The sequence below is a fragment of the Vibrio sp. 10N.286.51.B11 genome (assembly GCF_041469245.1).
In the GTDB taxonomy this organism is placed as follows: domain Bacteria; phylum Pseudomonadota; class Gammaproteobacteria; order Enterobacterales; family Vibrionaceae; genus Vibrio; species Vibrio crassostreae_C.
The window spans coordinates 35,583-42,059 of record NZ_JBFRKI010000004.1 but is presented as its reverse complement, the minus strand read 5'-3'; the positions used below and the strand labels follow the sequence as shown (position 1 = coordinate 42,059).

4 protein-coding genes and 1 tRNA gene are annotated in these 6,477 nt (G+C 45.2%); 2 read left to right on the top strand and 3 right to left on the bottom strand.

Annotation, left to right across the window (positions count from 1 at the left end):
- Positions 1-83: 83 nt before the first annotated feature.
- A tRNA-Ser gene (locus AB4154_RS02040) sits at positions 84-174 on the top strand.
- A gap of 116 nt (positions 175-290) precedes the next feature.
- On the opposite strand, the gene ilvY is transcribed toward AB4154_RS02040, so the two are convergent.
- Positions 291-1,181: an HTH-type transcriptional activator IlvY gene (gene ilvY / locus AB4154_RS02035; protein ID WP_017061966.1), complete on the bottom strand. Its 891-nt coding sequence runs from the start codon at positions 1,179-1,181 to the stop codon at positions 291-293.
- Positions 1,182-1,327: 146 nt separating this feature from the next.
- Here ilvY and ilvC point away from each other — a divergent pair, with 146 nt between their 5' ends.
- Entirely contained in the window at positions 1,328-2,812 is a 1,485-nt protein-coding gene (gene ilvC / locus AB4154_RS02030; RefSeq protein WP_017061965.1) for a ketol-acid reductoisomerase, read from the top strand.
- Between the two features lie 162 nt (positions 2,813-2,974).
- On the opposite strand, the gene ubiK is transcribed toward ilvC, so the two are convergent.
- Positions 2,975-3,226, bottom strand: a complete 252-nt coding sequence (gene ubiK, locus AB4154_RS02025) for a ubiquinone biosynthesis accessory factor UbiK (RefSeq protein WP_017061964.1) — start codon at positions 3,224-3,226, stop codon at positions 2,975-2,977.
- A gap of 119 nt (positions 3,227-3,345) precedes the next feature.
- The gene (locus AB4154_RS02020; protein WP_017061963.1) at positions 3,346-6,474 is read right to left on the bottom strand and encodes a multidrug efflux RND transporter permease subunit; all 3,129 of its coding nucleotides are present in this window, start codon (positions 6,472-6,474) and stop codon (positions 3,346-3,348) included.
- Positions 6,475-6,477: the final 3 nt, after the last annotated feature.

The window sequence follows — 6,477 nt, the reverse complement described above, 5'->3', positions numbered from 1 at the left end:
ACATCGCCAGGCTTTAAATATCGTTACCTGTGTATACATGTAACAACATCTACAGTGTACTAATCTGTTGATGACAATTTTTTGGAGGGATGGCTGAGTGGTCGAAAGCACCGGTCTTGAAAACCGGCAACCGTTAATAGCGGTTCTAGGGTTCAAATCCCTATCCCTCCACCACCATTAGAAAGCCCGCTGAGAAATCAGCGGGCTTTTTTCTTATCTGCGATATACATAAATAAAAGGGGAAGGGCACTGACGTGCTCTTCCCTTTTTTGTATTTAAAACAATGACGACTAGTCCGCTAAATATTTCCCTTCTGCAACTTGCCAGAACGCTCGAATTAGAGGGTTATCTAGCTGTGCTCGCTTACAACATACGCCTAACTCAAATGGCTTGATAGGTTCTATCTTTAAGCGGCTAACTTTATCTCTTACTGGACTGTTGTTTATGACCACATCAGGTGCGATGCCAACTCCACATCCTAGTGCCACCATACTTACAATCGCCTCATGGCCAGAAACTTGCGCGTATATGTTGGGTTTTATCTTCATCTTTTTAAACCATGCATTGGCTCGTTCACGCGCTGTTCCTGCTTCTGGGATGATAAAGGGCACTTCATTCCAGTTTGGCTTATCGGATTGCAGTTGTTGGCTAAAGCTACTCACACCAGATGGAATGATGACTGACAGTGGAATATCGCTGATGGTTTCGAATTCTAACCTTGAAGGAAGGATGTCTGGCTTTGCTGAAATCGCGATATCCGCTTCATCGTTTAAGATCTTGTCGATGGATTGAGCTGGATCACCAGTAGAGAGCTTAAATTCAATATACGGATGAATAGCCCTAAATTCGGTTATGAGTTCAGGTAGGTGACTGTAGCTAGCCGTTACTGAACAAAATATACGGATCTCACCTTTAAGTTCTTGCTCTCCGCCCTTCAGGTGAAGGTTATATTGCTGCCACTCTCCCACGATGCTCAATGCTACAGGCAATAGGTGTTTTCCTGCTGGGGTAAGATCAACACTGCGGTTGTCTCTGATTAGCAGTTCTTGTCCTGTTTCCTCTTCAAGCTTTTGTATCTGACGGCTCAGCGCTGAAGGACTGACGTGCATAGCAGCAGCGGTTTTGCTGAAACTCTTGCTGTCGCATAAATGTATAAATAATTGTAGAGATTTTATGTTCATGTTCTGCGATCGTTTCCATGTTGCATTTATTGCAATAACTAATTGTGAATATATCACTTTCAGCAACGGAGTGTCTGTTTTAGTATGAAGTCATTCGATAGAGAGATATCGACCTTACGGACTTATTTTTAAAGGAGTGCCCTAGAATGGCTAACTATTTCAATACATTAAACCTTCGTGAACAACTAGACCAATTAGGTCGTTGCCGCTTTATGGATCGTGAAGAATTCGCGACAGAAGCTGAATACCTTGAAGGTAAGAAAATCGTAATTGTTGGTTGTGGTGCTCAAGGCCTAAACCAAGGTCTAAATATGCGTGATTCTGGTCTAGACGTATCTTACGCTCTACGCCAAGCGGCAATTGATGAAAAGCGTCAATCATTCAAAAATGCTGATGAAAACGGCTTTGTTGTGGGTAGCTACGAAACGCTAATCCCTCAAGCAGACCTAGTAATCAACCTTACTCCTGATAAGCAACACACAAACGTTGTTGAAACAGTAATGCCTCTAATGAAGCAAGGCGCTGCTCTTGGTTACTCTCACGGCTTCAACGTTGTGGAAGAAGGCATGCAATTACGTGCTGACCTTACTGTAGTAATGGTTGCACCTAAGTGTCCAGGCTCTGAAGTTCGCGAAGAGTACAAACGTGGCTTCGGTGTACCAACACTTATCGCTGTTCACCCAGAAAACGACCCTAAAGGCGAAGGTTGGGATATCGCTAAAGCTTGGGCTGCAGGTACTGGTGGTCACCGTGCAGGTTGCCTAGAGTCTTCTTTCGTAGCAGAAGTTAAATCTGACCTGATGGGTGAGCAAACTATCCTTTGTGGCATGCTACAAGCGGGTTCTATCGTATCTTACGAGAAGATGATTGCTGATGGCATCGAACCTGGCTACGCAGGCAAGCTTCTACAATACGGTTGGGAAACGATTACTGAAGCACTTAAGTTTGGTGGCGTAACTCACATGATGGATCGCCTATCTAACCCGGCTAAAGTTAAAGCGTTTGAGCTTTCTGAAGAGCTTAAAGACCTAATGCGTCCGCTTTACAACAAGCACATGGATGACATCATCTCTGGTCACTTCTCTAGCACAATGATGGCTGACTGGGCGAACGATGACGTGAACCTACTAGGCTGGCGTGAAGAGACAGGCGAAACTGCATTCGAAAACTACCCAGCTTCTGACGTAGAAATCTCAGAGCAAGAGTACTTCGACAACGGTATCCTAATGGTTGCTATGGTTCGTGCCGGTGTTGAGCTAGCATTCGAAGCTATGACGGCATCAGGCATCATTGATGAGTCTGCTTACTACGAATCTCTACATGAGCTTCCACTAATCGCAAACACAGTTGCTCGTAAGCGTCTTTACGAAATGAACGTTGTAATCTCTGATACTGCTGAGTACGGTAACTACCTATTCGCTAACGTAGCAACACCGCTACTACGTGAGAAGTTCATGCCTTCAGTAGCAACGGACGTCATCGGCCGTGGTCTAGGTGAGACATCTAACCAAGTTGATAACGCTAAGCTAATTGAAGTAAACGAAGCTATCCGTAACCACCCTGTAGAATACATTGGTGAAGAGCTACGTAGCTACATGAGCGACATGAAGCGTATCGCTGTTGGCGGTTAATCTTCCAGTTCATCACTGAATAAAAATAGCCCTGAACATTTGTTCGGGGCTTTTTTATGCTTGCAACTATTTTACCGGTGAAGGCTTGATAGATTGAGGAAAAAATAAAGGCTTACCCGAAGGTAAGCCTTTATTCGAACTTGAACTGATTGAAAAAAATGACTATTTGTCTGAAAGCTTTGCTTCTAGTTCAGCCAGTTTTTGTTCCATTTCAGTGAGCTTCTGGCGAGTGCGAAGCAGTACTTGTGTTTGAACATCAAACTCTTCACGGCTCACAACGTCTAGCTTGTTGAGTTGGCCTTGGATAACTTGGCGAACTTTTTGGTCTACGTCTGAACCAAGCTCTTTTACTGGTTGAGGCATAGAATCGTGGATCTGCTTAGCAATTTGCTCTAGTTTTTTTGGATCAAACATATCAATTAAAACTCCTGAATATTTATCACTATTCTATTTAATCACATCAAAGATGTCGCCTATGGCGTACAAAAAAAGGCCACCGAAGTAGCCTTTTTATTGTTAATACGACAGGGAAATTACTTATTGTTAGCTAATTCTCTGTGCGCCGCTTTTGCTTCATCAACACGGGCCAGCTTCTCGAGATCTTTATCTTCGAGGAAAACTGGAATTGGTTTATGTTTTTCGGCTAAGTAGCTATAAATAACCGGCAGAACAAACAGCGTAAACAGCGTACCAATCGCCAGACCAGCAACGATAACAATACCGATACTAAAGCGCTGAGCTGCACCTGCACCCGTGGCGTACATCAATGGGATCAGGCCTGCAATCATCGCCGCTGTTGTCATTAGGATTGGACGTAGACGTACCCTTGCCGCCTCCATAACCGCCTCTTTGCGTGATAATTTATTATGCAGCTGCTCTTCTTTTGCTACCTCACAGATCAAGATACCGTGCTTGGTAATCAGACCAACCAAGGTAATCAGCCCCACTTGCGAGTAGATGTTCATCGTCGCTGCGCCCCAAGCGAGCGCAATCAATGCACCACATATTGCGAGTGGCACCGACACCATGATAACCAATGGATCTTTTAACGACTCAAATTGAATCGCCAGAACCAAGAAGATGATCGCCAGTGCTAAACCGAACGTCACATACAGTGCGCTGCCTTCTGTTACAAACTGACGCGACTCACCCATGTAGTCATGGTTATAGCCTGCAGGTAATTTGGTTTGGGCAATGTTTTCAAACCAGTTTACCGCATCACCCATCGCCGCGCCCGGCATAGGAACCGCACCGACCGTCGCTGAGTTCAACTGGTTGAAGTGAGGAAGAGAGCGAGGCTCTGCCACCACATCAATTGTTACCAAGCTACCGAGAGGAACAGCATCACCATTGCTGGCTCGAACGTAGTAATGATTCATTGACTCTGGGTTTAAGCGGAACTTACGCTCAACCTGAGGGATCACTTCATAAGAACGACCGTTGAGGTCAATACGGTTAACGTAACCATCCGACATCATGGTGCTTAGGGTGACACCGATATCTTGCATCGTTACCCCATAAGCGCCCGCCATATCTTTATCAATTTGAATCTTCATCGTTGCTGAATCGTAGTTCAAATCAAGGTCAGAGTAGACAAAGAGAGGGCTATCTTTCACATCCGTTAAAATATCGGTTGCGATAGCGAATAAGCTCTCAAAGCTGCTTGGTGTGGTAATCACAAACTGGAGTGGTAGACCAGAACCGGCACCCGGCAACTCTGGCATTTGGAACGCGGTTACTGCCATGCCTGGGATATCTTGTAGCAATCCACTGATACGGTTCGTTACCTCAGATTGGCTAGCCGTGCGCTCACTCCATGGCACCATTGAGGCAATACCAAATGCTTGGTTTGAGTTTGGTACACCAGTGAAGGATTGAGCGTATTGGATTTCAGGCTGGGTCACCAAGATACCGCTCACGTCATCCATCGTGTTACTTAGGTAGTCTAGGTTAGCCGTTGATTGACCAGTACCAATCATCATCACCACCCCTTTATCTTCTGCAGGGGCAAGTTCACTTGGGATGAATTTAAACAGCATCGGCAAGCTTAAAAATACAATGACCGCAAAGCCAATGATAACCGGACGATGATCCATGATCGCATGCAGCATCTTAGAGTAACGGCCTGTCATACGATCAAGTACGCTGTGTACCTTCAGTTCAAACTTACTCGGCTGTGCATTTTCTTTTAGCAGCTTTGAACACATCATTGGAGACAGTGTTAAAGCGATGATTCCAGAAACAAATACCGCGCCAGCGAGGGTTAATGCGAACTCTTTAAACAGCGAGCCTGTGATACCACCCATCATTGCGATAGGGGCATAAACCGCGCCCAATGTCAGTGTCATTGCAATAACCGGTACTGCAATTTCACGGGTACCAATGATGGCAGCCCTGAAAGGAGATTCCCCCAATTTGACGTGTCGATCGACGTTTTCCAGTACTACGATTGCATCATCAACCACTAGACCGATTGCTAATACCATCGCCAGTAGCGTCATTAAGTTCCATGAGAAACCCATGACTTGCATCACCATCGCAACACCAACCAGCGATAAAGGGATGGTTACGATAGGAATGATAACCGCACGCAATGAGCCTAAGAATAGCGTGATAACCACTAATACAATCAGCGCGGCTTCAACAATCGTGTGTATAACCTCTTGAATGGATTCATTAATCGCAATGGTTGAGTCATACATGATATTCATGCTGATATTGCTTGGTAGGTTTCGCTCCAACTCAGGATACAGCTGCATAACATCAGCAGCAATGTTGATCGGGTTAGCACTTGGCGCTGCATTGATGGCGGTTACAACCGTTTGTTTGCCATTAGCACTTGCGCGAACCACATCGTGGCTTTTTTCTAGTGAAACCTTAGCAATATCACCTAAGCGAACAATAGAACCGCCATTTTGACTGGTTTTGACCACCAACCTTTCTAATTCATCGGTATTGGTTACTTGGGTATTGGCACTGCCGTTGTACAGCATAAACTCACCAATTGCTTGGCCAGTTGCTGATTGGTAGTTGTTTGCATTAAGCACCGTCATCACGTCAGTGGCTGTCAGGTTTAATGCTGCCATTTTGGAAGGATCAAGCCATACACGTAATGCGTATTTGATCCCGCCGTACAAGTCGACCTTTGATACGCCATTAACGGTAAACAGTTGTGGGTTAACCACTCGCTCAAGGTAGTCGGTAATTTGGCTTGCAGAGAGTTCATCACTCGTAAAACCAATGTAGAGTACCGCCGTTGTTGAACCGGTAGACATAGTTACGGTTGGATCTTCGGCTTCTTTAGGAAGCTGAGAACGTACCGAGTTAGTCTTGGCCAAGATATCCGACAGCGCGGCATTCGGGTCGGTATTGAGCTTCATATTGACCGTAATAGTCGAGCTACCGAGTACGGACTGCGACGTCATATAATCAATATTATCGGCTTGAGCGATCGCTTGTTCTAATGGCTGAGTTATAAAGCCTTGGATCAGATCGGCACTGGCACCGTAATAGCTCGTCGTGACCGTCACGATCGTATTTGTCATGTCTGGGTATTCACGAACCTGCATTTTGAAGATTGCTTGGAAGCCAAGCAATGCGATCAAAAAGCTGATTGAAATAGCCAGAACTGGACGTTTAATAAAAACATCAGTAAAGCGCATGAT